The organism is Oricola indica (assembly GCF_019966595.1).
In the GTDB taxonomy this organism is placed as follows: domain Bacteria; phylum Pseudomonadota; class Alphaproteobacteria; order Rhizobiales; family Rhizobiaceae; genus Oricola; species Oricola indica.
The window spans coordinates 355294-379096 of sequence record NZ_JAINFJ010000001.1 but is presented as its reverse complement, the minus strand read 5'-3'; the positions used below and the strand labels follow the sequence as shown (position 1 = coordinate 379096).

Sequence of the window (23803 nt, the reverse complement as noted above, 5' to 3'; positions counted from 1 at the left end):
CGCCTGGGTGAAGCTCTCGGCAAATCTTGGGTTCCTTTGGACGGAACTTTCGCTGCTGGACGCCATCCGCGCGGCGGCGGAGGCCGGGTTCGATGCCGTGGAGTGCCATTGGCCGTTTGACGTATCGCCGAACGCGGTGGGGGCCGCACTCGACGAGACGGGTCTGCCCATGATCGGGCTCAACACGGTCAGGGGCGATATGGAGCGAGGCGATTTTGGCCTGTGCGCCATGCCCGGACGCGAGGCCGAGGCACGGGCGGCGATCGAGCAGGCGGTCGCCTATGCGAGGGCGATCGGATGTTCGGCGGTTCACGCGATGGCGGGAAAATCCGGCGGCGGGGCCGAGGCGGAAGCGGTCTACCGCGCCAATCTCGAATTCGCCTGCGCCACCGCCGGCGATATCACGATCCTGATCGAGCCGATCAACCGGCGCGATGCGCCGGGCTACCACGTCGCTGCCGTGGAGCAGGCGGCCGAAACCGTCTCCGCGGTCGGGCGCGCCAATCTGAAGATCATGGCGGATTGCTATCACATCCAGGTCGGGCAGGGGGATCTGGTCCGTCGCCTCGAAACCCATCTGCCGATGATTGGCCACATCCAGATTGCCGCCGCGCCGTCGCGCGCCGAACCGGACGAGGGTGAACTGAACTATCCCTGGATTGCGGGCGCGCTGGCCGCGATGGGGTATGACGGCTATCTCGGCGCGGAATATCGCCCGCGCAATGGCACCGAGACGGGACTTGGGTGGATGGCGTCCATTCAGTCCCTGTAGCCGGCGGCGAACATCGGCCCGCCGCGATGGCGCGGGAAGCCGAAGCCGTTGACCAGCGTCACGTCGATATCGGATGGCTTCAGCGCGATGCCTTCATCGAGCACGGCGCGAGCCTCGGCCTGCATCGTGGACAGGATCCGGTCGATGATCTCGTCGGAGGAGAGTTGTTTCCGCTCGATGCCCAGCCGTTCGCTTTCCTCGAGGATTATCTGCTCGACCACTGGGTCCGGCCGGCCCGATTTTGCGCCTTCGGGATAAGCGTACCAGCCGGAGCCGGTCTTGCGGCCGAATCGGCCGAGTTCGCAGATACGATCCGCGATGCGGGAATAGCGCTCCTCAGCCGGCCGGGTCGGCGCGCGGCGCTTGCGCGTCGCCCAGGCGATGTCGAGGCCGGACATATCCTGCACCGCGTAGATGCCCATGGCGAAACCGTAGCCCTGCATGGCCGCGTCGACCTCATGCGGCAGGGCGCCTTCCTCCAGGATGAAGTCGCATTCGCGGCGATAGGCCGACATGATTCGGTTGCCGATGAACCCGTCGCAGACACCGGACAGAACCGGGATCTTGCGCAACGTCTTCGCCAGCGCGAAGCCGGTAGCAAGCGCCTTCGGCGACACGTCGTCGGTGCGCACGAGTTCCAGCAACTTCATGATGTGGGCCGGCGAGAAGAAATGCAGCCCCAACACACGGGTCGGATCGCCGGTTGCACGCGCCATCTCGTTGATGTCGAGATAGGACGTGTTGGAGGCAAGCACCGCATCCTTGCGGCAGATGCGATCGAGCTCGGAGAAAACGTCCTTCTTGACCGCCATGTCCTCGAATACGGCCTCGATGACGAGGTCACATTCGGCCAGCCCTTCGAAAGATTCGTGGGCGGTGAAGCGCGACAGCGCATCGGTATAGGCGGCATCCGAGAGAAGTCCGCGCTTGCGACTGCCGTCGAGCAGTCCTGCGACCCGGTCACGCGCGTTTTCCGCCGCGTCCGCGTCGCGTTCGGCGAGATCGACTCTGAGGCCAGCAAGCAGCATCGCGGTCGCGATGCCCGCGCCCATCGTGCCGCCGCCGACCACGCCTGTCCGTTTCAGGGGGAGCGGTTCGACATCGCGCATGTCGTCCGGGCGTCCGGTGTTGCGCTCGGCGAAGAACATGTAGCGCAGCGCCGCCGCCTGCTCGCTTCCGCGCAGCCGGAGGAAACGGTCCCGCTCGGCTTCGGCGGCCTCCGGTACGGGAAGCTCGATGCCATCGCGCAACGCCTGTAAAGCCTCGACGGGAGAGGCCTGTCCACGGGATTTCGCGGCAAGCGCCTTTTCGCGGTCGGACCAGAATTCCTTTTCGGGCGTTTCTTTGGGCGGGCGCTCGGACACGGGAGTGGGCTTGCCGGATTGAATCAGGTCCGCGGCGTAAGCCCTTGCGTCGGCAACGAGATCGTCCTCGGCAATGCGGTCGATCAGCCCGTTTTCCAATGCGTCATTTGCGCCGATCGGCTTGCCGGTCGTCACCATCGTGATCGCCGTTTCAAGCGGGACGAGGCGGGGCAGGCGGATATTGCCGCCGGCGCCGGGCACGAGGCCGAGATTGACCTCCGGCAGGCCCATTTTCGCACCGGGCGCGGCGATGCGGGCGTGGCAGCTCATCGCCAGTTCCAGCCCGCCGCCCAGCGCCGAACCGTTGATCGCGGCGACCCAGGGCACGCGCGATGCCTCGACGGTCGACAGCACGTCGGGCAGGTAGGGCTGTTGCGGCGGCTGCCCGAATTCCTTGATGTCCGCGCCCGCGACGAAGGTGCGCCCGGCGCATGTCAGCACCGCCGCGTCGACATTTTGATCAGCGTCGATCGCGTTCACCGCGTCTTCTATCCCCTGTCGCACCGCCTGAGAGAGCGCGTTGACAGGCGGATTGTCGATGGTCACGAGTGCGACGCCATCGGCGATCGATACGGTTACGGGGGATGTCAATTCGTAATCTCCAGCGTCTGCGCCTTACCCTGCGCGATCCGGTCGAGGCCGCCGAGAATGAGATCGGCGACGAGTTCGGCATAGGCCTCGCGTCCGAGGCCGGAGCCCTCGCGGTACCACATGTAGAACCAGTTCAACATGCCGAAGGCAGACATGGCGACCGGTTTCAACAGGTCGCTCCTGCGTGCGAACAGTTCCGGCTGCGTGGCGCGAATCGTCTCCGCCATGATCTCGACGAGCCGGCGCTGGATCGCCTTGAGGGCCTTGCGGCTTTCCTCGGGAAGGGTGCCAAGCGCGTCGAGTTGAACCTTGTGTTCGGCGTCGGCGTCGCGATAGGCGGCTAGGATGGTTTCGGTGAGAGCGAAAAGCGCGGCCTGCGGATCGGGCGCGGGCGGAATCGCCTCGACTGCCTCCAGAAGCTCGGACAGATGCGTGTCGAGGATGTCGAAAAGCAGCGCGTCCTTGCTTTCGTAATAGTGATAAATCAGCGCCTTGGAGACTCCGCAGGCCTTGGCCAGTTCGTTCATCGAGGCGCGGTCATATCCGGTCTCGGCGAAGAACCGGGCCGCCGTTGCCAGCAGGGCGGCGCGTTTCTCGTCATGATCCTTGGCGATTGTGCGGGCCACCTTGGCTCTAATCCTTCGGTCTCGAATCGAGGATGCGCTGCGCCTTACCCTGGCTGCGGGCGACGCGTTCGGGCGTAGTCACGTCGATTCGGGCTGAAATGCCGATCACTTGCTTGATGCGCTCGGCGAGATCAGCGGCGGCGTATGCCCGCGCGATCTCGTCGGCATGGTCGGCGAGCGCTTCCACATGCACGGTCATCTCGTCCATGCGGCCCTCTCGGGTCAGCTCGATCTGGAAATGCGGCGCCAGCGCCGGCACCTTCAGGATCTGCTCCTCTATCTGCGTCGGAAAGACGTTGACGCCGCGGATGATCATCATGTCGTCGGAGCGGCCGGTGATCTTCTCCATCCGCCGCATGCTGCGCGCCGTGCCCGGCATCAGCCGTGTCAGGTCGCGGGTGCGGTAGCGGATGATCGGGAAGGCCTCCTTGGTCAGCGAGGTGAAGACCAGTTCGCCCTTCTCGCCGTCGGGAAGAACCTCGCCGGTCACCGGGTCGATCACCTCCGGGTAGAAATGGTCCTCCCAGATATGCAGCCCGTCCTTGGTCTCCACGCATTCATTGGCGACGCCGGGGCCGATCACTTCCGACAGGCCGTAGATATCGACGGCATGCATGTCGAAGGCCTGCTCGATTTCCTGGCGCATGGCGTTGGTCCAGGGTTCGGCGCCGAAGATGCCGACCTGCAGCGGGGAGTTGCGCGGATCGAGCCCCTGCGCGCGATACTCGTCGAGGATCGACAGCATGTAGGATGGCGTGACCATGATGGTCGACGCCCCGAAATCCTCGATCAGCGTGACCTGCCGGGCGGTCATGCCGCCGGAGACCGGGATTACGGTGCAGCCAAGCTTTTCGGCCCCGTAATGCGCGCCGAGGCCGCCGGTGAACAACCCGTACCCGTAGGAGACATGCACGACGTCACCGGGCCGGGTGCCCGAGGCGCGCATGGACCGCGCGACGACCGTCGCCCAGTTGTCGATGTCGTTTCGCGTGTAGCCGACGACGGTCGGTTTGCCGGTCGTGCCCGACGATCCGTGGATGCGCGCCACCTTTTCGCGTGGCACAGCGAACATGCCGAACGGGTAGTTGTTTCGCAGGTCCTGCTTCACCGTGAAGGGGAATTTCGCGAGGTCCGACAGGTCCTTCAGGTCGTCCGGGTGAACGCCCGCCTTGTCGAAGGCGTCGGAATAGAAGGGCACGTTGTCATAGGCGTGGCGCAGCGACCATTGCATACGTTCGAGCTGCAGCGCGGCGATTTCGTCGCGTGACGCGATCTCGATCGGGTCGAGCTCGTGGCGGGCAGGCGCAATGTCTTTCATGGCTCGGTCTCCTCCCGGGCGTTGGTCTCATTCTTCCTCGAAAAGCGTGCCGCTGATCGTGCGGGCGAGCCCGCGAAACAGGGCGATCACCGCGCCGTCCCCATTGGTGACAGTCACATCCCAAGTCCCGGACCGGCCCGACCGCGCGACCTCCCTCGCATCGGCGACCAGTTTGTCGCCGGCCTTGGCCGGCGCGACATAGGTGATCGTGTTCGACTGGGCGACGGTGACCCTGTTGTAGGAATTGCAGGCAAAGGCGAAGGCCGAGTCGGCCAGCGCGAAGATCACGCCGCCATGGCAGATGCCGTGGCCATTGGCCTGCTCCTGCTTCACGGTCATCGACATGGTTGCCGAGCCCGGCCCGACGGCATCGAGCGTCATGCCGAACCAGGCTGTCGCGTTGTCATTCGCCCACATGGCCTCGGCGCTTTTTTCCGCGCGCTGCTGGTCGCTGATTGCCATGGCCGTCATTCCCTGCCGGTGAAGTTCGGAGGGCGCTTGTCGAAGAAGGCGATGACGCCCTCGGCATAGTCCGGCGTGCGGCCGGCGCGGCCCTGATAGTCCGCCTCCATCTCCAGATGGGAGTCCAGCGCGTTGCTGGATGCGGCGTGGATCAGTTCCTTGGTCAGCGCATAGCCGGCGGTCGGTCCCTTGGAGAAGGAGGCGGCCAATGCACGTGCCTCGTCCATCAATTTGTCGTCGGAAACCGCTTTCCAGATCAGGCCCCATTCGGCGGCCCTTGCGGCGGGCAGGGGCTCTCCGGTCAACGCAAGACCCTTGGCGCGCGCCTCACCGAGTAGACGGGTGAGCATCCACGATCCGCCGGCATCCGGGATCAGGCCGATCTTCGAGAAGGCCTGGATGAAGGAGGCGGAGTCGGCGGCCAGCACGATGTCGCAGGCCAGCGCGATGTTGGCGCCGGCGCCTGCCGCGACGCCGTTTACGGCGCAGACGATTGGCTTCGGCGTGGAACGGATCAGCCGGACAAGCGGATTGTAGAAGCGGTTGATCGTGTCTGAAAGATCCGGCGGACCGCCCAGCTTGCGCGGGTCGCGGTCGCCGAGATCCTGTCCGGCGCAAAATCCCTTGCCGGTGCCGGTCAGAAGGATCGCCCGGCAGTCTTCGTCACTGGCCGCGGCTTCGAGCGCCGCGCGCAGGGCGAGATGCATCTCCTCGTTCAGCGCATTGCGCCGGTCGGGCCGGTTGAGGGTGATTTCCAACCAGCCGTCACGGCTTTCTGTCAGGATCGTTTCGCTCACGCCTTCGCCTCCCAGGAATTCGGATCGTCGAGAAAACCGTTGCATAAACCGACCGGTCGGTCAATATTGTTTGAGGATACGCAGAGGGAGGAATGCGTCATGACCGCCTTGTCGCTGGAAAGCTTCGCCGCGGGCCGCTGGATCGGACCGGGCGAGGAAGCCCGCACGATCGCCTCGGCGGTCACTGGCGAGGATGTCGCCAAAGCGGGGTCGGCGCTCGATTTCCAGGCAATGCTCGACCATGCGCGGGGCGTTGGCGGCCCCAATCTTCGCGCACTGACCTTCCATGACCGGGCTCGCATGCTCAAGGCGCTGGCCGGCTGGCTCGGCGAACGCAAACAAGCGCTTTATGACCTGTCGCTGCATGCGGGCTGCACGAAGGCCGACAGCTGGATCGACATCGATGGCGGTATCGGCACGCTCTTCGTCTTCGCTTCCAAGGGGCGGCGCGAAATGCCCGACGGGCATGTCTATCTCGACGGCAATGTCGAGCAGTTGTCGCGAAACGGCACCTTTCTCGGCCACCATGTGGCGATGCCGCTGCACGGCGCGGCGGTGCACATCAACGCCTTCAACTTTCCTGTCTGGGGCATGCTGGAAAAGCTCGCCCCGACGCTGCTGGCGGGCGTTCCCGCCATCGTCAAGCCGGCGACGGCCACGAGCTATGTTGCCGAAGCCTGCTTCCGCATGATCGTCGAGAGCGGCATCCTGCCCGAGGGCGCGGTGCAGTTCATCGCCGGGGGGACGGGCGATCTGCTTGACCGGCTGACGCCGCAGGATGTCGTCTCCTTTACCGGATCCGCTCAAACGGCGCTGATGCTGCGCTCCAGCCCGCACATCCTGCGTCACTCGATCCGTTTCATCGCCGAGCAGGACAGCCTCAACGCCTCGATTCTCGGACCGGATGCGGCGCCGGGCACGCCGGAGTTCGACCTCTTCGTCAAGGAGGCGGTCAAGGAGATGACCGTCAAGGCCGGGCAGAAATGCACGGCCATTCGTCGCATCATCGCGCCGCGCGCTTTCGAGGACGACGTCATCGCGGCGATCCGTGCGAAGCTGGAAAAGACCGTCATCGGCGATCCGGCGCTGGAGGGCGTGCGCATGGGGCCGCTTGCCTCGCAGGCGCAGCTCCGCGACGTTCTCGAAAAGGTCGCGACGATCGCGACGGAAGCCCATTGCGTGTTCGGCGATCCGGCATCTTTTACCGTCGAGGGCGCGGATATGGAGAAAGGCGCGTTCGTGCCGCCGATGCTGTTTCATTGCACCGACCCGTCCGGCGCGTCGGCCGTTCATGACACGGAAGCCTTCGGTCCGGTCTCGACGGTCATGGGCTACGATACGCTGGACGACGCAGTGGCGCTTGCCAATCGGGGCGGCGGCAGCCTCGTCATGTCGCTGATCTCGCATGATCCGGAAGTCGCGCGCGCCGTGACATCGGGAGCCGGTGCATGGCACGGCCGCATCTATATCAACGATCGCGATTCCATGGGCGAGGCGACAGGGCACGGTTCGCCCCTGCCACACATGACGCATGGCGGGCCGGGCAGGGCCGGCGGCGGCGAGGAAATGGGCGGCGTGCGCGGCGTGATGCATTACATGCAGCGCACGGCGGTGCAGGGCAGCCCGGACATGCTGACCGCGATTACCGGGGTCTACGTGCCGGGCTCAAAGACGGTGGAGACCGAAACCCATCCCTTCCGGCGGCATTTCGAGGATCTCGCCATCGGCGACACGCTGCATACGCAATCCCGCGTGATCACGCTGGAGGACATCGAGCATTTCGCCCAATTCACCGGCGACACTTTCTACGCCCACATGGACGAGGAGGCGGCGAAGGCCAATCCGTTCTTCCCCGGCCGGGTCGCGCACGGCTATTTGCTCTTGTCTTTCGCGGCGGGCCTGTTCGTGGAACCGTCGCCGGGCCCGGTTCTTGCCAATGTCGGTCTCGACGGGTTGAGCTTCCAGAAACCGGTATCGCCGGGCGATTCGATTCGCGTGACGCTCACGGTCAAGCGCAAGACGAAGCGCACCGACAGCTATGGCGAGGTGCGCTGGCATGTAGTCGTCGCCAATCAGGACGGCGAAACCGTTGCAACCTATGAGTTGCACACCATGAATGCCTACCGGAACGGCTGACGGGCCGATCAAACGCCCGCAGGGCGTTGCTCATTGCTGCCAAGTCGCTGTATCCCTTCCGCGCGAAGCGATCCGGTGGGAGCATGCAGGACATACGAGAGAATTGGGACACGATCCTGGACGGACTGCGCGGGCAAAACCGCTTGCGCGTCTGGTCCGTTATCATCACCGTTTTCGGGGATTCGATCGTGCCGCGCGGCGGCAGCATTCCGCTGCAATCGTTGCAGGAGATCATGGGTCGCCTGGGCATCGAATCGGGCGCTGTCCGCACCGCCCTGTCGCGGCTGGCCTCGGAAGGTTGGGTAATTCGCGAGCGGCAGGGCCGTCTCAGCCATTACAGCCTCGACCGGAGCGGCCGGCGCGCTTTCGACGAGGCGACCCAGCGAATCTATGCGCCGGGACCGCCGAAATGGGACGGCCGCTGGACCGTGGTCGTTCCGATGGTTGGCGATGACGCCGCCGGGGCGGACCTGAGGACCGCCGGATTTGCTTCGCGCAACGGCACGTGGATCAGGCCGGAAAGCGTTGGCGCGCGTCCGTTGCCTGACAATCTCGGCAACTATCTCGTCATCAAGGGCCAGCCGGGAAGCGCGCCGGGCGACGCGTACAAATTCTGGAATCTCGACGGGGTCGCGGAAGCCGTGGGAATTTTCATCGACACACTCAAACCGCTGGCGGCCGCGCTGGACGCCGGGCAGCAGCCCGGACCCTTGGATGCGATGGCGCTCAGAACGCTCGTCATTCACGAGTGGCGGCGTATCGTGCTGCGCGCGCCGGCTTTACCGGTGGAATTGCTGCCGCCGTCCTGGCCGGCGCTCGAGGGCCGGGTGCGGCTTGGCGCCGTCTATGGAAAGCTGGCTGGCGCCAGCGAAAGATGGCTCGACGAGATCGGGCTTCCGCCGCAAAGCGATCCGCAAGCCTTTGCGGCACGGTTCGGCGGTTCCGCGGAAGCTTAATACGGTTTCACCGGACAGTTCCCAATCGACTGACCTCTCGCTAGTCTCCGCCGACGAAGTGCCCATGGCGGAGCGGCGACATGACTGATTTCCTTCTTCTTGCGTTTATCTTCCTCGTCGCCGGCGTGGTGACCGTGCCCATCGCGTCGCGGCTCGCACTCGGTTCTGTGCTTGGCTACCTGATCGCCGGCATCGCGATCAGTCCGGTGCTGGCCCTTCTCCATGTCGATGTGGTGTCGATCCAGCACTTCGCGGAGTTCGGCGTTGTGATGATGCTGTTTCTCGTCGGCCTCGAGCTCGAACCGAAAATGTTGTGGTCGATGCGTGCCCGGCTTCTCGGTTTGGGCGGCGGGCAGGTGGTCCTGACCGCGCTTGCCGTGATGGGGATCGCCATGGCGTTCGGCCTGTCATGGACGGTCGCACTCACCGTCGGCATGATCCTCGCACTGTCGTCGACCGCGATCGTGCTCCAGACCCTGAACGAGAAAGGCCTCATGCGATCCGACGGCGGGCAGTCCTCGTTCTCGGTCCTGTTGATGCAGGACATTGCCGTTATCCCGATGCTGGCCTTCATTCCGCTGCTCGCCATGCCCGAACTGGTCGAAGCTCTGCATCAGGGCGCGAGCGCGGAGGCGGGCGGCCACGGCGGTTCGCTCAGCCTGGTCGATGGCCTCAATGGCTGGCAGACGGCGCTTGTCACCCTCGGCGCGATCGGCGTGGTTGTCGTCGGCGGAAGCTATCTCGTTTCGCCGATCTTCCGCTTCATCGCGGCCGCCCAGCTGCGCGAACTGTTCACGGCGGGCGCGCTGCTTCTCGTCATCGGTATCGCGCTGCTGATGTCGCTTGTGGGCGTGTCGCCGGCGCTGGGCACTTTCATCGCCGGCGTTCTCCTTGCCAACTCGCCCTACAAGCACGAACTGGAAAGCGACGTCGATCCGTTTCGCGGGCTGCTGCTCGGCCTCTTCTTCATGACGGTGGGCGCGGGCATCGATTTCGGACTTCTGTTTGCCAATTTCCTGCCGATCGTCGGACTGACCCTCGGCCTGATCCTCGTCAAGGTCGCGGTGCTGCTCGCTCTCGGATACGTCTTCAGGGTGAAGGGCGCGGACAAGTGGCTCTTCGCTCTCGGGCTGGCGCAGGCGGGCGAATTCGGCTTCGTGCTGCTTTCCTTCACGGTCTCGAACGGCGTCATCCCGGACGAACTGGCGGGGCGACTGCTCCTGATCGTTGCCCTGTCGATGCTGCTGACGCCGCTCCTGTTCATTTTGTACGAACAGTTGATCGCACCGCGCTATTTCGCGACGGAGGAGCGTGAGCCCGACACGATGCCGGAAGGCCGCCGGATCATCATCGCCGGGGCGGGCCGGGTCGGCGGGTTGTTGAACCGGATCCTGCGGGTCGGCGGTTTCGATTCCGTGGTGATCGACTACTCGACAAAACGTCTCGATGCGATGGCGCGGTTCGGCGTTCGCCACCATTATGGTGACGCGACACGTCCCGACCTGTTGCATGCGGCGGGCATCGCCGAGGCGAAGTTGCTGATCGTCGCGATCGACGATCGCGAGCAGATCTCGGAACTCGTAAAATACGCGGTTGCCAACTATCCGCATCTTCACGTGATGGCGCGGGCGACGGATCGCGATCATGTCTACGATCTTTGGGCCCATGGCTGTCGGGACATCATCCGCGAGACCTATGACGGAACTTTGCGCATGGGCCGTTCGGCCTTCGTGGCGCTCGGCATCGAGCCTTCGGCCGCGCAGAAGATGGTTGACGCGTTCAACGAAAAGGATCGCGAGGCGATGGTCTCGGTCGCTGATGTTTATCAGGTCGGCGTGCCTGTTGAGGAAAACGAGGCCTATATCGCCCGCGTGCGCGAGGTGTTCGCAAGCTGGGAAACGGATGTGAAGGATCGCTTGCAGGCGATCCGCGAGGGCCGCGATTAGGCCGCGACTTCAGTCTTCCATGTAATCAGGTGACATTATCGACGTTACCACGGTTTTTCACCCTGTCCGCAGATCGCGATATCGGCTTGCTCGCAGGTCATGCGCTTGCCGGTGGAGCGTACGGTCGCACTGATCTCGTTCGCTTCGCTTAGCCCAATCGGGCGTCCTTTGCTGTTGTGTTACGAAATAGAGTTGTGATAGAAAAATTCTGTCACATATTAATGTCGGCCATCACAATCGACCGGAGGAGCGATGTACAGCCAGGGACTGATCGGGGCGCAAACCTCGACGGAGGAGGACGAGGCTTTTCTCGCGCGGTTTCAGGAACGAATTGACGCCGAGGAGAAGATCGAGCCGACAGACGACATGCCGGAAGGCTACCGCCGCACGCTGATCCGCCAGATCGGCCAGCATGCCCATTCCGAGATCGTCGGCATGCTGCCGGAGGGAAACTGGATCACTCGCGCGCCGACGCTGCGTCGCAAGGCGGCATTGCTCGCCAAGGTGCAGGACGAGGGAGGGCACGGGCTCTATCTCTATTCGGCTGCGGAAACGCTCGGTGTCACGCGCGAGCAGATGAGTGAGGAATTGCTTGCCGGCAAGGCGAAATACTCCTCCATCTTCAACTATCCGACTCTCACCTGGGCCGATATCGGCGCCATTGGCTGGCTGGTCGACGGGGCGGCGATCATGAACCAGATTCCGCTGTGCCGCTGTTCCTATGGGCCCTATGCGCGGGCCATGATCCGGGTGTGCAAGGAAGAGAGTTTCCATCAGCGCCAGGGCTACGAGATCATGATGACGCTGGCGCGCGGAACCGACGCGCAGAAGGAGATGGCGCAGGATGCGCTCGACCGCTGGTGGTGGCCGTCGCTGATGATGTTCGGCCCGCATGACGGCGACAGCGTGCATGGCGACCAGTCGGCGAAGTGGAAGATCAAGCGCTTCACCAATGACGAGCTGCGCCAGAAATTCGTCAACGCGACCGTTCCGCAGGCGGAGTTCATCGGCCTGAAGGTTCCCGATCCCGAGTGCCGGTGGAACGAGGAAAAGCAGGGCTACGACATTGGTCCGATCGACTGGGATGAGTTCTGGCGGGTGGTGAAGGGCAATGGTCCCATGAACCGGGAACGGCTGGAAGCGCGCCGCAAGGCGCATGAGGAAGGCGCGTGGGTGCGCGAGGCGGCCAACGCCTACGCCGCCAAGCGCAAGGCCCGCAAGCAGGCCGCAAAGATCGCGGCGGAGTGACCCCATGACCAACGAAACGCCCCTCTGGGAAGTCTTCATTCGGCCACGTAACGGCCTCGCGCATCGCCATTGCGGATCGCTGCACGCGGCGGACGCCGAAATGGCGCTACAGGCAGCGCGCGACGTCTATACGCGGCGTGGCGAGGGCACGTCGATCTGGGTCGTGCCGTCTGCCGAGATCACGGCCTCCGATCCGAAGGACAAGGATGCGCTGTTCGAGCCGACCGCCGACAAGATCTACCGGCACCCCACTTTCTACGACATTCCCGACGATGTGGGGCACATGTGACGGACGCAGCCATGAAAGAAGACCTGTTCGAGCTTTTGCTGCGACTTGCCGACGATCACTTGATCCTGGGGCACCGTGTTTCGGAATGGTGCGGCCACGCGCCGATGCTGGAGGAGGATCTGGCGCTGCCGAACATCGCGCTGGATCTGATCGGCCAGTCGCGTGCTCTCTACACATATGCCGGCGAAATCGAGGGCAGGGGCCGCGACGAGGATCAGCTTGCCTATCTTCGCCTCGAGCGCGAATACCGCAATGTGTTGCTTGTCGAGCGCCCGAATGGCGATTTCGCCCACACGATCGCGCGCCAGCTGTTCTTCTCGGTCTACATGCAGGCGTGGTGGCGCGAGGCGGTCGGCTCGGCCGACGAGACGTTGGCCGCCATCGCCGCCAAGGCTGTCAAGGAGGCGGACTATCATGTCCGGCATGCCGCCGAGTGGACCATCCGTCTCGGTGACGGCACGCAGGAAAGTTCGCGCCGCATGGCTGCTGCCGTTGATGCTTTGTGGTCTTACACCGGGGAATTGTTCGAGACGGATTCGGTGACCGATGCCCTCGCGGGCGCGGGTGTTGCTCCCGACCCGGCAATGCTGAAAGCCGGATGGGAGCGGGTTATTGCGGAGGTCTTCACGGAAGCGACGCTGGACGTGCCCGATGCGCAGGCGTGGCAACAGACCGGCGGCCGCAGGGGCCGGCATGGCGAGGAAATGGGCTATCTGCTCGCCGACCTGCAATACATACAGCGCGCCTATCCGGGCATGACATGGTGACGGAGGCCACCATGGATCGTGCCGTCCTTCAAAGGAAGGCATGGAACGCGGCGGCTTCCGTGCCGGACCCGGAAGTGCCCTGCGTGACGGTTGCGGATCTCGGGATCCTGCGGTCCGTCGAGATCGACGACAAGGGCGTTGCGATCGCCCGGGTGACGCCGACCTATTCCGGCTGTCCGGCGACGCTGGCGATTGAGCTGTCGGTCGAGGCGGCCCTGAGGCGGGCCGGGTTCGAGGCGCGTGTCGAGCGCGTCATGTCGCCGGCATGGACGACCGAATGGATCGGCGAGGCGGCGCGGGAAAAGCTTCGCAAATACGGTATCGCGCCGCCGGTTCAGGCTTCGGGAACGATCCGCGCGCTGTTCGGCGAAACCGAGGTCGCGTGCCCGCGCTGCGGCTCGACCGATACCGCCCGTATCTCCGAATTCGGCTCGACGCCCTGCAAGGCGCATTACCGCTGCGAGGCCTGCCTGGAGCCGTTCGACTATTTCAAGTGCATCTGAGAAGACAGTCCCATGTCGCTGCAATTCCATGATCTTTCCGTCGCCGATGTAACGCGCGAGACAGCCGATTCCGTCTGCATCGCATTCGATGTGCCCGAGGGATTGCGTGACTCCTTCCGCTACCGGCCGGGCCAGCATCTGACATTGCGTGCGACGATCGGCGGACAGGATGTGCGCCGGTCCTATTCGATCTGTTCGGGCCTGAACGAAGGCCGCCTGCGCGTTGGCGTCAAAAAGGTCGATGGTGGCGTCTTCTCCGCTTTCGTCAACGACCGGCTGAGTGCCGGCGACATCATCCAGGTGATGCCGCCGCAAGGCCGTTTCGCGGTCGATGTCAGCGAGGGCGGCGCGCATGACTACCTCATGATCGCCGCCGGTTCAGGCATAACGCCGATCCTTTCGATCATCCGCTCAACGCTTGAAGGCGAGCTCGCGAGCGAGGTGACGCTGGTCTACGGAAACCGCGAGACGGCGTCGATCATGTTCCGGGAGGAACTGGAAGACCTGAAAGACCGCTTCCTCGATCGTTTTCGCACCGTTCATGTTCTCAGCCGCGAGACGCAGGACGTGCCCCTGTTCAACGGACGCATCGATGCGGAACGGCTTTCAAAGCTGGCACGTGCGGGTCTGATCCGGCCGGTTGAAGCCGATGGTATCTATATTTGCGGGCCGGGCGAACTGATCGACGAGGCGGCGCAAGCGCTGGAAACGCTCGGCGCCGACAGGGCTCGTATTCATTTCGAGCGCTTTACCACCGATGGCGTGCCACGGGCGGCCTCGAAGGCTGCGCGGGACGCGGCGGAAAAGGGTGTCACGGTCGAGGTCGTGCTCGACGGTGTGTCGAAAAGCTTCTCCTATGACGATCCGTCGAAGCGGATCGTCGATGCGGCAGCGGCCAAGGGGCTCGATCTGCCCTATTCCTGTGCCGGTGGCATGTGCGCCACTTGCCGCTGCAAGGTCATCGAGGGTTCCGCCGAGATGGATGTCAATTACGCGCTCGAGCCGTGGGAAACGGAGGCGGGCTATGTGTTGGCCTGTCAGTCCAGACCCGCTTCCGGCAAACTGGTGCTCGATTTCGATGCCGTGTGATATGCGCGTTGTTCGGCGATTGCGGCACTTCAAAGCGTTCTAATTCCCTGAATGATCGGGGCTTCCCCTTAGTCATTTGTTTCAGATTTCATGTCTAGACTGGCCTGAATCTTGAATTCGGGTCCCGGTGAATGCGCGCCGAGACCGATGATCGCGGGACTTGATGCCGTTGAATTTGATGAACCGATCCAGCAATGGCCAGCTTTTTTGGCGGCCCAGCATCGTCGCCGGCGGGATCGCGCTCTTCGTTACGATAGCGACCGGGATGTTCGCGGAATATCAGAACCGCATCGTCCACCATCAGCGGCTCCGCGCCGACGTCAATGAGCAACTGGGTCTCGTCCGTGCCAGGCTCGAGGGCAACATCAACAGCAATATCCAGCTCGTGCGCGGCCTCGTCGCGGTCATCGCGACGCAGCCCGACATCGACCAACGGCGATTCAGTCGCATCGCGGACAGCCTGATAGGCTCGCACTCTCAACTCCGAAACATCGCGGCGGCGCCCGATCTGGTCATCAGCCTGATGCATCCGATCGAAGGGAACGAAAAGGCGATCGGTCTGGATTACAGGAACAACGAGTTGCAGCGCGAGGCGGCCCTCCGCGCCGTCGACTCCGGCGAGATGATCCTTGCCGGTCCGGTAAATCTCCTGCAGGGCGGGCGCGGCTTCATCGGCAGGTTCCCGGTCTTTACCGAGGACGTCGAGGGCAATTCAATGCTTTGGGGCCTCGTCTCTGCAGTTGTTGATGTGGACCGCCTCTATGCTGACAGCGGACTGCTCGACCCCGATCTTTCGATCGAGATCGCCATTTCAGGCAGGGATGCGGCTGCGACGGATGGCACCGTCTTCTTCGGGGACGAAGCGATTTTCGAGAACGATCCGGTCTTGTCCGAGGTCTCGTTGCCGAGCGGCCGCTGGCGGCTCGCCGCGGTGCCGAAAGGCGGCTGGTCGGATGTGCCGGATGGTGTCTGGCAGCTTCGTCTCTTCACTGTGATCGCTGGCCTGCTTGTTGTACTCCCGATCTCCATCGCCGGGCATCTCTATGACCAGAGGCGTTCGCACATTCGCGAACTGGGTCGGCGTCAGGACCAGCTTCAAAAGCTCTCGCGCCGCCTTAAACTCGCTCTGGATACGTCGCGGATCGGCATCTGGGAACTCAATCTTGATACGCGCGAGATGAAATGGGACGATCGGATGAAGGAACTCTACGGCGTTCCCCCGGAAGTCGATGCGAACGAATACGACTACTGGTCGAAAGCCCTTCACCCCGAAGATCGCGAACAGGCGGAAGAGGAGTTCAGGGAGGCGATCGAAGCGGGCGGTCGGTATGCGTCAGAGTTCCGTGTGCTTCTGGCCAATGGCATGACACGCTGGATCAGGGCCATTGGAGCCGTGCACAATGATATTGGCGGACAGCGCTACATCGTTGGCGTCAACTGGGACGTCTCGGCGGATTTCGAACTCAAGACCCGCCTTCTGATCGCCAAGCAGAATGCCGAGATACGTAACCGCGAACTGGAAGATGCGCGTGCGCAAATGGAGCGCAATTCGCTGCATGACAGCCTGACCGGTCTGCCGAACCGGCGTTTCCTCGACGAGCGGCTTCTCAACGGGCGCGCCGGGCCGAAGGCCACGGCGCTGCTGCATATCGATCTGGACCGCTTCAAACAGATCAACGACACGCTGGGCCATGCGGCGGGAGACGCCATGCTGGTCCATGCCGCCAGGGTCCTGCGGGCAAACACGCGGTCCGAAGACTTCGTCGCGCGGATCGGCGGCGACGAGTTCGTCATCGCGACGACGACGCCGACTGACGAGGCACATCTATCGGTGCTTGCCGGCCGCATCATCGAACAAATGCGCCAGCCGGTTCCCTATGAGGGACACGAATGCCGTTTCGGCGTGAGTATCGGTGTCGCAATGGCCGATGACAGCGCGAGCGATTACGGTCGGCGGCTGCTGATCGACGCGGACATCGCGCTTTACCGGGCCAAGAGCAACGGCCGCAACCGCTTCGAGTTCTTCTCCGCCGCGCTGAAGGCCGAGATCGTGCGCAACAAGAGCGTCGCCGACGATATTCTGAACGGTCTCGAACGGCAGGAATTCCTGCCCTGGTTCCAGCCGCAGTTCGACGCAAAAAGCCTTGAAATCGTGGGCGTCGAGGCGCTTGCGCGCTGGGAGCATCCCCGTGAGGGCGTGTTGGCGCCGGAAGTGTTCCTCAAGATTGCCGACGAGCTCAATGTCGTGCCGCTGATCGACCGCACGATCCTGGAACAGACGCTTTGGCAGTCGAAACGCTGGGAAGCGGCCGGTATCTCGATCCCGAAAATGTCCGTCAACGTGTCGGCGGGCCAGTTGCAGGACGTCGATCTGATTACGCGGCTCGACGGGCTCGCGATCGAACCGAACACGCTATCGTTCGAATTGCTGGAATCGATCTTCCTCGATGAGGGCAACGACACGATCGCGGACAATATCGAACGGCTGAAGGGTCTTGGCATCGACATCGAACTGGACGATTTCGGCACCGGCTACGCGTCGATCATCAGCCTGATTCACCTGCGTCCGTCGCGGCTGAAGATCGATCGCCGGCTGATCACGCCGATCGTCGACTCCGATAGCCAGCGCCGTCTCGTCGCCTCGATCATCGATATCGGCCAGTCGCTCGGCGTGAAGGTCATAGCCGAGGGCGTGGAGAGCGTGGAACACGCCAGGATATTGCGTGATCTGGGCTGCGACGCCTTGCAGGGCTATGCCTTCGCAATGCCGATGCCGTCCGAGGAATTGATGAAATTCGTGCGCGAGGAGCGCTGGCGGAAGGTGGCGTAGGCGGCCTCAGGCCGCCTTGACGCCAGTGTCGAATGGGATTTGCACATCGACCTCGAGCGTCGAGACCTGTGCCCCGCGCTCCATCTTCACATAGACCTTGTTGCTGTCGACCTGCACGTGTTTGGAAATGACGGCGAGGATTTCGTCCCTGAGCAGGCCCACGAGATCGTTGCCGCCCACCGAAGCCCGTTCGTGGGCGAGCAGCACCTGCAATCGGTCGCGCGCAGTCGAAGCCGATTTCGGCTTGCGAAAGAGCCTGAGGATATTCATGCGGCTTTCCTTCCGAAGAATTTGCCGAAGAAGCTCCGCCGGTCGCTCGGGATGGTGACCGGAATGATCTCGCCCGTGAGCCGTCGCGCAGCTTCGAAATAGGCCTGTGCCGTCTCGCTCTGCTTGTCGGCCAGCGTGACCGGCGTGCCGAGATTGGACGCGCGCAGCACGTCGGTGCTTTCGGGGATGATGCCGAGAAGCGGGATCGACAGGATCTCGAGAACGTCGTCGACCTGCAGCATGTCGCCGGCTTCGGCGCGCGCCGGGTCGTAACGCGTCACGAGCAGGTGCTTTTCCACGCGCTCGCCGCGTTCCGCCTTGACCGTCTTGGCGTCGAGCAGGCCGATGATACGGTCCGAATCGCGCACCGAGGAGACTTCTGGATTGGTGACGATGATCGCGATATCGGCATGGCGCATCGCCATGGTCGGGCCGCGTTCGATGCCGGCCGGGCTGTCGCAGATGACCCAGTCGAAATTCTTCTTCAGTGCGGAAATCACCTGTTCGACGCCTTCGGGCGTCAGCTTGTCCTTGTCGCGGGTCTGCGAGGCGGGCAGCAGGTAGAGCGTCTCTAGCCGCTTGTCGCGGATCAAGGCCTGTTGCAGCTTGGCCTCTCCATGGATGACGTTGATCAGGTCGTAGACGACGCGCCGTTCCGCACCCATGACGAGGTCGAGATTGCGCAGGCCGACATCGAAATCCACCACCACGACCTTCTCGCCACGCTGCGCCAGCGCCGCACCGAGTGCCGCCGTTGTCGTTGTCTTGCCGACTCCGCCCTTGCCGGACGTCACGACTATCGCCTTTCCCATTCCTGTCTCCCTTTTTCCCGGCCAGGTGCCGGTTCAGCCTAGTTTTTCCGCCAGTAACGCATCGTCCTTGAGCCAGAACTGCACGGATTTTCCGCGCAGCTCGGGCTGCATGTCCTCGGATGTCTTGTAGAGGCCGGCGATCGCGACGAGTTCCGCCTCGAGCTTCGAACAGAAGATGCGCGCCGAGGTGTCGCCCATCGAGCCGGCCGCCGCGCGTCCGCGCAGCGTTCCGTAGATATGGATCGAACCGCCGGCGACGATTTCCGCGCCCGACGAGACCGACCCGACCACTGTGATGTCGCCTTCGAACATCAAAGACTGCCCGGAACGCACGGGTTCCGACACGATGATGGAGGGGACCGAGCGTCCGGGCTTCCATTCCGGCGCCGCGGGCTTCGCGTTCGTCGTGGCCGCCGCGCGTTTGTCGGTTTCCGGCGCCTCGATATCGGAGGCCGGACGTCCGCCCGACATGGCCGGCGGCGTGTCGGGTCCCAGGATGGAAGGCCGCGCGCCTTCGATCCCCATGATTCGCACGTTTCGCTCGTCCAGCCGTTCAAGAAGATCGCGCAATTGCTCGCGGTCCACGTCCAGTCCGTCGAGATCGAGGACAATGGGGCGCTGAAGGAAGAAACCGGCTGACCGTTCCGCGAGATCGTCGAGCCGCATCAGCCAGTCTCCGAAGGGCATTTCCGGGCTGAGAACCAGCGCCAGGAAAGAGCGGCCCTTGAGGCGTATCGGCTGCGGAGCGGTCAACACTTCGGTCATCTTGGTTAATTTTCCGTTTCCAGAATGACTACGTTAAGGATGGTTAACGAAAGGTTATCGCGCGAGGCTTGCGGGAGGGTTGTAGGATGGCTGCAGACCGCAAAATTTCGCCTATATGATTGTCGTGAACGCTGATTTCGGCTGCGCGGAATCGGTCGTGTGGCATCGTTGATGGTTACAAATGCAACCATTACCTTTACGCCAATTCGAAAACCCGGCGAGGAGGATACTCATGCTCGACAAGGCACCCGAAACTGCAACCGGTCAGAAGGCCGGCGCCAACGACCTGCAATACATGCCGGGATTCGGCAATGATTTCGAGACCGAAGCACTGCCCGGCGCGCTGCCGCAAGGCATGAATTCGCCGCAGAAGTGCAATTACGGGCTTTACGGCGAACAACTGTCGGGCACGGCCTTCACTGCGCCGAGCCACCAGAACGAGCGGACATGGTGTTACCGCATCCGCCCCTCGGTGAAGCATTCCGGCCGTTACGAGAAGATCGACCTGTCCTACTGGAAATCGGCGCCAAACGTCGATCCGGACGTGATCTCGCTTGGCCAGTATCGCTGGGACCCCGTTCCCCATGGCGACGAGTCGTTCAACTGGCTGACTGGCATGCGCACGATGACCACGGCCGGCGACGTCAATACCCAGGTCGGTATGGCGAGCCACATCTATCTCGTCACCGAATCGATGGTGGACGAGTATTTCTACTCGGCCGATTCCGAACTCCTGGTCGTACCGCAGGAAGGGCGCCTGCGCTTTTGCACCGAGCTCGGCGTCATCGAGCTGGAGCCGAAGGAGATCGCGATCATCCCGCGCGGACTGGTTTATCGTGTCGAGCTGGTCGACGGGCCGGCGCGCGGTTTCGTCTGCGAGAATTACGGCCAGAAGTTTGAACTGCCGGGCAGGGGCCCGATCGGCGCGAACTGCATGGCCAACCGCCGCGACTTCAAGACGCCGGTAGCCGCCTATGAGGATCGCGAAGTTCCGTCCACGCTGACCATCAAGTGGTGCGGCCAGTTCCACGTCACGAAGATTGGTCATTCGCCGCTCGACGTGGTTGCCTGGCACGGCAATTACGCGCCGGTGAAATACGACATGCGCAATTACTGCCCGATCGGCTCGATCCTGTTCGATCACCCGGATCCGTCGATCTTCACGGTGCTGACCGCGCCGTCCGGCGTGCCGGGCACGGCCAATATCGATTTCGTGCTGTTCCGCGAGCGCTGGATGGTGATGGAGGACACGTTCCGTCCGCCCTGGTACCACAAGAACATCATGTCGGAACTGATGGGCAACATTTACGGCCAATACGACGCCAAGCCGCAGGGCTTCGTGCCGGGCGGCATCAGTCTGCACAACATGATGCTGCCGCACGGGCCGGACCGCGATGCCTTCGAGAAAGCGTCGAATTCCGACCTGAAGCCGGAAAAGCTCGACAACACGATGAGCTTCATGTTCGAGACGCGTTTTCCGCAGCACCTGACAGAATTCGCGGCAAAGGAAGCGCCCCTGCAGGACGACTATATCGACTGCTGGGACTCGCTTGAAAAGAAGTTCGACGGCACGCCGGGCAAGAAGTGATCCTGAACGCGGTTGCGGCATCGAATCATCCGGCGGGCGCAACCTTTTGACTTGGCGAGAGTTTCGAGGGTGGGCGTTTTCGCGTCCACCTTTTTTGTGCGGGCGTGCAATGGTGTCCATCGCCTTGTCCGTCCGTTAATCCAAACTCTACGATTCGACACCAGGGAAGTCCGGCGCCGGGAGTGACACGATGAACTTTCTCGACATCGCGATGGGCTGCACGCTGGTCGCGGTTTTCGTCATTCTCATCACTCCGCGCGTTCGCGGCAATACCGGCTGGGCGGCGACGGTGACGCCGCTGGCGTCGATCATCGGCAGCGGATTCCTTGTGTCCGTGCCGCTGATGGCCAGCGCGATTGGCGTCTGGGCGATTGCCGCGGTGCTGGGCCTGACCGGGCTCGCCTACCTGATCGGCGGCGCGATCCGCTACAATATCCGCTACGCCGAACCGCTTCTCGATGGCGCGAAGCCCGGCCACGTCATCAAGTCCGTCGAGACGGTATCGCAGATCGTCCTGATCGGCGCCTATTTCATCTCCGTGTCCTACTATCTCGTGCTGCTGGCGGCCTTCGGCATGAAGTTGCTCGGATATACTGATCCGAATCTGGGCAAGGTCGTCGCCACCGTCATCGTCTCCGCAATCTGCCTCGTCGGCGCGGTGCGCGGGCTGCATGGCGTCGAAAAGGCCGAGACCTTCACCGTCAGCGCCAATCTGGCCGCAATCACCGCGCTGCTGGTTTCGCTCCTCATCTTCGGGCTGGCCCTGCCGTCCGACTACAGCTGGACGGCGGCGCTCCAGGAAAAACACACATTCGACTGGGACACGCTGCGCTTCCTGATGGGGCTGCTGATCATCGTGCAGGGCTTCGAGACGACGCGGTTCATGGGCGATCTCTATGATGCCGATACAAGGATCTCCGCGATGCGGCGCGCGCAGATTTCCTCGTCGCTGGTCTATCTGGCGTTCTTCATCCTGGCCGTGCCGCTCTATCCGCTGTTCACGTCGAGCACCGACGTGGCGGCCTTTATCGAGGTCGTCGGAAATGTCTCGCCCTGGCTGCCCTTCGTGGTCGCGGGCGGGGCGATCGCCAGCCAGTTCAGCGCGGCGGTCGCTGATTCCATCGGCGGAAGCGGTCTGATTTCGGAAACGACGCACAAATACGTCAATGCGCGCCATGCCTATGTCCTGATCGGCGCTGTCTCGTTGCTGGTGATCTGGGCCACCGACGTGGTTTCAATCGTCGCGCTGGCGTCGCGCGCCTTCGCGCTGTTCTACGCGATGCAATGCATGGTCGCGGTGTTCGTGGCGCGCAGACGAGGCGAGCAGGGCAGGGTCGCCCTGTTCGGAACACTGGCGGCGGTCGCCTTCGCGGTCGCCCTGCTCGGCATTCCGGCGGGCGGTTGAAGGCCGTTCTTTTGCTGAACGATCTGTCTCCCTTGCGTGTCGCCGAGGCGGCTACCTAGGTAACGAGCAACAACGCGCCTTGTCGGCGCGCCCGTTTGCTGGAGTTACGCAATCATGAAATCGATCGGCTTTCTTTCCTTCGGCCACTGGTCGCCCGACAGTGGCGCGCCGGTGCGCACCGCATCCGACGCCCTGCTGCAATCGATCGACCTGGCGGTCGCCGCCGAGGAACTGGGTCTCGACGGGGCCTATTTCCGCGTCCACCATTTCGCGCGCCAGCTCGGCTCGCCCTTTCCACTTCTCGCCGCCGTCGGCGCGCGGACCTCGAAGATCGAGATCGGCACCGGCGTGATCGACATGCGCTACGAAAACCCGCTCTACATGGTCGAGGATGCCGGTGCGGCCGATCTGATCGCCGGCGGTCGGCTGCAACTCGGCATCAGCCGCGGTTCGCCCGAACAGGTGATCGATGGATGGCGTTATTTCGGATACGAGCCGGGCGAGGGGGAGACCCACGCCGAGTTGGCCCGCCGCCATGCCGAGATCTTTCTCGAGCATCTGAGCGGAAAGGGTTTCGCCCAGCCCAATCCGAACCCGATGTTCCCCAATCCGCCCGGCCTGCTGAGGCTGGAGCCCCATTCGGAAGGGTTGCGGGAGCGCATCTGGTGGGGCGCCGCCTCCGACGCGACCGCCGTGTGGGCGGCGAAACTCGGCATGCATTTGCAAAGCTCCACGCTCAAGGTCGACGAGACGGGAGAACCTTTCCACGTTCAGCAGGCAAAGCAGATTCGCGCCTATCGTGCCGCATGGCAGGAAGCGGGGCATGCCCGCACGCCGCGCGTTTCCGTCAGCCGGTCTATCTTCGCTCTTATGAACGATATGGACCGCATGTATTTCGGCAGGGGCGGCAAGGACAGCGACCAGATCGGCTACATCGATCAGGACATGCGGGCAATCTTCGGCCGCAGCTATGCCGACGAGCCGGACCGGCTCATCGAGCAGTTGAAGGGCGACGAGGCAATCGCCGAGGCGGATACGCTGCTCCTCACCGTGCCGAACATGCTCGGCGTCGACTACAACGCCCATGTCATCGAGGCGATCCTGACCCATGTCGCCCCGGCGCTCGGTTGGCGCTGACATAGCGCCGGGTGATTTGTCCGGCGTCGGGCGGATATAGGCGCGTTGCGCGTGACACAGAGATCGGAGACTGAAATTACGTTGACATCAATCTATCTTGCGATACGCTCCTTCCGTCGCGGAGGGTCAGGT

Annotated in this window: 21 protein-coding genes; 13 read left to right on the top strand and 8 right to left on the bottom strand. The window is 63.3% G+C overall.

The features are described 5' to 3' along the window. The first annotated feature begins 7 nt into the window (after window positions 1-7). Window positions 8-772, top strand: coding sequence for a hydroxypyruvate isomerase family protein (locus tag LC343_RS01785; protein ID WP_223475373.1), 765 nt, complete (start codon window positions 8-10; stop codon window positions 770-772). Here the strand turns inward: LC343_RS01785 and LC343_RS01780 are convergent. Genes LC343_RS01780 through paaG form a run of 5 tightly spaced genes read right to left on the bottom strand, consistent with a single transcriptional unit; the run spans window position 760 to window position 5930 of the window. Beyond that, window positions 760-2727 carry a 3-hydroxyacyl-CoA dehydrogenase NAD-binding domain-containing protein gene (locus LC343_RS01780; protein WP_223475372.1) on the bottom strand — a complete coding sequence of 656 codons (1968 nt, stop codon included), beginning with the start codon at window positions 2725-2727 and terminating at the stop codon, window positions 760-762. The two genes, LC343_RS01785 and LC343_RS01780, sit on opposite strands and share 13 nt — an antisense overlap. Beyond that, a complete protein-coding gene (locus LC343_RS01775; protein WP_223475371.1) occupies window positions 2724-3353 on the bottom strand; it encodes a TetR/AcrR family transcriptional regulator in 630 nt (209 codons plus the stop codon). The genes LC343_RS01780 and LC343_RS01775 overlap by 4 nt, the downstream gene beginning before the upstream one ends. Window positions 3354-3360: 7 nt before the next feature. Beyond that, window positions 3361-4671: a phenylacetate--CoA ligase PaaK gene (gene paaK, locus LC343_RS01770; protein WP_223475370.1), complete on the bottom strand. Its 1311-nt coding sequence runs from the start codon at window positions 4669-4671 to the stop codon at window positions 3361-3363. Between the two features lie 27 nt (window positions 4672-4698). Continuing rightward, on the bottom strand, window positions 4699-5133 hold the full coding sequence (gene paaI, locus LC343_RS01765; protein WP_428982486.1) for a hydroxyphenylacetyl-CoA thioesterase PaaI: 435 nt from the start codon (window positions 5131-5133) through the stop codon (window positions 4699-4701). Window positions 5134-5138: 5 nt separating this feature from the next. Continuing rightward, window positions 5139-5930: a 2-(1,2-epoxy-1,2-dihydrophenyl)acetyl-CoA isomerase PaaG gene (gene paaG, locus LC343_RS01760; RefSeq protein WP_223475368.1), complete on the bottom strand. Its 792-nt coding sequence runs from the start codon at window positions 5928-5930 to the stop codon at window positions 5139-5141. Between the two features lie 99 nt (window positions 5931-6029). On the opposite strand from paaG, the gene paaZ reads away from it, so the two are divergent. From paaZ to LC343_RS01715, 9 genes are all read left to right on the top strand, one after another. Then, window positions 6030-8066, top strand: coding sequence for a phenylacetic acid degradation bifunctional protein PaaZ (paaZ, locus tag LC343_RS01755; protein WP_223475367.1), 2037 nt, complete (start codon window positions 6030-6032; stop codon window positions 8064-8066). Window positions 8067-8149: 83 nt separating this feature from the next. Further along, window positions 8150-9022: a PaaX family transcriptional regulator gene (locus tag LC343_RS01750; protein WP_223475366.1), complete on the top strand. Its 873-nt coding sequence runs from the start codon at window positions 8150-8152 to the stop codon at window positions 9020-9022. A gap of 80 nt (window positions 9023-9102) precedes the next feature. Continuing rightward, complete coding sequence (locus LC343_RS01745) at window positions 9103-10968, top strand: cation:proton antiporter domain-containing protein (RefSeq protein WP_223475365.1); 1866 nt, start codon at window positions 9103-9105, stop codon at window positions 10966-10968. A 252-nt stretch (window positions 10969-11220) separates the two neighbouring features. Further along, window positions 11221-12216 carry a 1,2-phenylacetyl-CoA epoxidase subunit PaaA gene (paaA, locus tag LC343_RS01740; RefSeq protein ID WP_223475364.1) on the top strand — a complete coding sequence of 332 codons (996 nt, stop codon included), beginning with the start codon at window positions 11221-11223 and terminating at the stop codon, window positions 12214-12216. A gap of 4 nt (window positions 12217-12220) precedes the next feature. Next, complete coding sequence (gene paaB / locus LC343_RS01735; protein WP_223475363.1) at window positions 12221-12505, top strand: 1,2-phenylacetyl-CoA epoxidase subunit PaaB; 285 nt, start codon at window positions 12221-12223, stop codon at window positions 12503-12505. Window positions 12506-12516: 11 nt separating this feature from the next. Continuing rightward, entirely contained in the window at window positions 12517-13272 is a 756-nt protein-coding gene (gene paaC / locus LC343_RS01730; RefSeq protein ID WP_223475362.1) for a 1,2-phenylacetyl-CoA epoxidase subunit PaaC, read from the top strand. Further along, the gene (gene paaD / locus LC343_RS01725) at window positions 13266-13775 is read left to right on the top strand and encodes a 1,2-phenylacetyl-CoA epoxidase subunit PaaD (RefSeq protein WP_428982485.1); all 510 of its coding nucleotides are present in this window, start codon (window positions 13266-13268) and stop codon (window positions 13773-13775) included. The genes paaC and paaD overlap by 7 nt, the downstream gene beginning before the upstream one ends. Before the next feature lie 12 nt (window positions 13776-13787). Continuing rightward, window positions 13788-14864: a 1,2-phenylacetyl-CoA epoxidase subunit PaaE gene (paaE, locus tag LC343_RS01720; RefSeq protein WP_223475360.1), complete on the top strand. Its 1077-nt coding sequence runs from the start codon at window positions 13788-13790 to the stop codon at window positions 14862-14864. Window positions 14865-15042: 178 nt separating this feature from the next. Then, window positions 15043-17694: a bifunctional diguanylate cyclase/phosphodiesterase gene (locus tag LC343_RS01715; RefSeq protein ID WP_223475359.1), complete on the top strand. Its 2652-nt coding sequence runs from the start codon at window positions 15043-15045 to the stop codon at window positions 17692-17694. Window positions 17695-17700: 6 nt separating this feature from the next. On the opposite strand, the gene minE is transcribed toward LC343_RS01715, so the two are convergent. From minE to minC, 3 genes are read right to left on the bottom strand one after another with little or no spacing between them, the layout of a single operon-like run. Beyond that, complete coding sequence (gene minE, locus LC343_RS01710) at window positions 17701-17964, bottom strand: cell division topological specificity factor MinE (RefSeq protein WP_223475358.1); 264 nt, start codon at window positions 17962-17964, stop codon at window positions 17701-17703. Continuing rightward, entirely contained in the window at window positions 17961-18776 is an 816-nt protein-coding gene (minD, locus tag LC343_RS01705) for a septum site-determining protein MinD (RefSeq protein WP_223475357.1), read from the bottom strand. The genes minE and minD overlap by 4 nt, the downstream gene beginning before the upstream one ends. A gap of 33 nt (window positions 18777-18809) precedes the next feature. Continuing rightward, window positions 18810-19541, bottom strand: coding sequence for a septum site-determining protein MinC (minC, locus tag LC343_RS01700; RefSeq protein ID WP_223475356.1), 732 nt, complete (start codon window positions 19539-19541; stop codon window positions 18810-18812). A 232-nt stretch (window positions 19542-19773) separates the two neighbouring features. Here minC and hmgA point away from each other — a divergent pair, with 232 nt between their 5' ends. The 3 genes from hmgA (at window position 19774) to LC343_RS01685 (ending at window position 23671) form a co-directional block, all read left to right on the top strand. Next, entirely contained in the window at window positions 19774-21129 is a 1356-nt protein-coding gene (gene hmgA, locus LC343_RS01695) for a homogentisate 1,2-dioxygenase (protein ID WP_223475355.1), read from the top strand. Between the two features lie 190 nt (window positions 21130-21319). Continuing rightward, on the top strand, window positions 21320-22534 hold the full coding sequence (locus tag LC343_RS01690; protein WP_223475354.1) for a hypothetical protein: 1215 nt from the start codon (window positions 21320-21322) through the stop codon (window positions 22532-22534). 114 nt (window positions 22535-22648) lie between these two features. Further along, window positions 22649-23671 carry an LLM class flavin-dependent oxidoreductase gene (locus tag LC343_RS01685; RefSeq protein WP_223475353.1) on the top strand — a complete coding sequence of 341 codons (1023 nt, stop codon included), beginning with the start codon at window positions 22649-22651 and terminating at the stop codon, window positions 23669-23671. Window positions 23672-23803 lie beyond the last annotated feature (132 nt).